Annotated in this window: 2 protein-coding genes and 1 pseudogene; all 3 read right to left on the reverse strand. The window is 75.4% G+C overall.

What is annotated here, in order from left to right:
* Positions 1-400 (reverse strand): annotated as a pseudogene (locus E1166_RS30280) (penicillin-binding protein 2); the annotation flags it as partial.
* Between the two features lie 3 nt (positions 401-403).
* Positions 404-1,003: a hypothetical protein gene (locus E1166_RS30285; RefSeq protein WP_132343216.1), complete on the reverse strand. Its 600-nt coding sequence runs from the start codon at positions 1,001-1,003 to the stop codon at positions 404-406.
* Complete coding sequence (gene rsmH / locus E1166_RS30290; protein WP_132343217.1) at positions 1,000-2,112, reverse strand: 16S rRNA (cytosine(1402)-N(4))-methyltransferase RsmH; 1,113 nt, start codon at positions 2,110-2,112, stop codon at positions 1,000-1,002. Before rsmH ends, E1166_RS30285 begins: the two co-directional genes overlap by 4 nt.
* Between the last annotated feature and the right edge of the window lie 93 nt (positions 2,113-2,205).

Consider the following 2,205-nt stretch of genomic DNA (forward strand, 5'->3'; position numbering starts at 1 on the left):
GGGCCCGCGCCGGACGGCGGCGCGGTGGTGCAAGGTCCTCCTCGCCGTCGTCGGGGCGGACCGGTCGCGCCTGGACGGTCCGCACCACGCCGCCACGGCCGGCCGGGGTGACGGGCCGGCGTCCGGCGCGGGCGGCGCCGGCCCGGCCCCCGTCGAGCACCTGCAGGGCGGGGCGGAACGGGTCGCCGGAGCGGCCGGCCCGTGGGGTACGCCGCTGCCCGGCGCGGTCGGCCCCGGCCTCGTCGCTCTCCCGGATGGTCCGGCCCCGGGGCGTGTAGGCCCGGGCGTCGGAGATCCCGCCGGCGCCCGGCTCGCCACCCCGCCCGGCCGCGCCCCGCGACGAGCCGCGCCGGGAGCCCGTCGTGGCGTCCCGGCGCGGATCATCCGATCTCGGCGGCACCGGCTATCCCCCGTTGCCCTGCTGGCTGGTGAGCGCCGGCTGACCGTTGGCGGGCTGCGGCACGCCGATCATCCGCCCGTCGGGCAGCCTGATGTAGGCCGGCTCACCCGCCTCGACCAGCCCGAGCCGGCGGGCTTCGGCGGCGAGGTTGCCCGGCGCTTTGGCCTTCTCGATCTGCTTCTCCAGCTGCTGCTGGTCCACGTCGAGGCGGGCCTGCTGCTGCTGGAGCTGCTGGAGCTTGAAGGCGTTCTCGTTGATCTTCGTGTTGACGGCGAGGATGCCGAGCACCCCGCCGACCACCAGGGCCACCACCAGCGCCGCGAACGGTGCCTGCGGCACCCGCACGGGCGGCGGCGGAGCCACCCGCAGCCGGGGCGTGGTGGCCGTGCTGGTGGCCTTCGCGGACGGCTTCTCGACCGGACGCAGCGCGGCGCTGCCCTGGGTCGGGAACTCGCGCGCCCCCCGGGCGCGAGTGTCCCCCCGTCGACCGGCGAGGTCCGCCGGCACACCGGTGCGCGTGGTGCGCTGCGCCGCGGCCCGGCCCCCCGACCGCGGTGCGCGCTGCCCGACGGCCCCCCGGCCGTCGCGCTTGTTGACGTTCATGTTCCCTCCCCCTCTTCGTCCGTCCCTGTGCCGTCCCCCGGCGTCGTCCCTGGTACCACTGTGGAACCCGGTGTCGACCCCGTCCCCGGTTGGTGCATCGCCCTGACCCGGCGGCGGTACCGTTCGCGGTCGGTCCGCCCCTGCTCCACGGCCGTCGGATCGAGTCGTTCCGCTGCCCGCAGCCGCACCGAGGCGGCGCGCGGGTTCGCGGCGACCTCCGCCTCCCCGGCGAGCTCGGCGCCCCGGCTGAGCAGCCGGAACGTCGGACCCGACCCGGGAAGTTCCACCGGGAGGTCGACCGGGCCCTTGCTGCGGACCCGGTCGGCGAGCGCCTGCTTGGTGAGCCGGTCCTCCAGCGAGTGGTAGGACAGGACCACCAGGCGGCCGCCCACGTTGAGCTTGTCGAGGGCAGCCGGCAGCGCCGTCTCCAGCGCGGCCAGCTCCCTGTTTACCTCGATCCGCAAAGCCTGAAACGTTCTCTTGGCCGGGTGTCCCCCGGTTCGTCGGGCTGGTGCCGGTATACTCTCCCGGACCAGCTCGGCCAGCCGCGCCGACGAGGTGATCGGGGACCGCTCCCGCTCCCGGACGATCGCCGAGGCGATCCGCCCGGCGAACCGCTCCTCGCCGTAGACCTTCAACACCCGGGCCAGCTCGCCGTGGGAGTAGCCGTTGACCACCTCCTCGGCGGTCGCCCCACGGGTCTGGTCCATCCGCATGTCCAGCGGCGCGTCCTGCGCGTACGCGAACCCGCGGTCGGGCGCGTCCAACTGCAACGAGGAGACCCCCAGGTCGAACAGCACCCCGTCGACGCCCGGACAGCCCAGCCGGTCGAGCACCTCGGGCAGTTCGTCGTAGACGGCGTGCACCAGGTGGACCCGGTCGGCGAAGCGGGCCAGCCGCACCCGCGCGTGGGCCAGGGCCTCGGTGTCCCGGTCCAGGCCGATGAGCACCGTCCGCGGATGCCGTTCCAGCACCGCCTCGGCGTGCCCCGCCAACCCCAGCGTCGCGTCGACGTGGACCGGACGGTCACCCCGGTCCAGCGCGGGGGCGAGCAACTCGAGACACCGCTCGAGCAGCACCGGCACGTGCGTGCCGCGTAGCTCCCCCATGTCGACCCCCACTGGTTGAAACGTCCGTCCCTGATCCGCGCCCTGTTCGTCGGACGACGCCGCACCGCCGTACCGCCAGATCCCCATCCGCTC

The organism is Micromonospora sp. KC213 (assembly GCF_004348325.1).
Taxonomy (GTDB): Bacteria; Actinomycetota; Actinomycetes; order Mycobacteriales; family Micromonosporaceae; genus Micromonospora.

What these genes read in the sequence shown, in the direction of transcription:
- E1166_RS30285 (WP_132343216.1), bottom strand. Translation starts at nt 1,003, where the DNA reads ATGAACGTCAACAAGCGCGACGGCCGGGGGGCCGTCGGGCAGCGCGCA.
- rsmH (WP_132343217.1), bottom strand. Translation starts at nt 2,112, where the DNA reads ATGGGGGAGCTACGCGGCACGCACGTGCCGGTGCTGCTCGAGCGGTGT.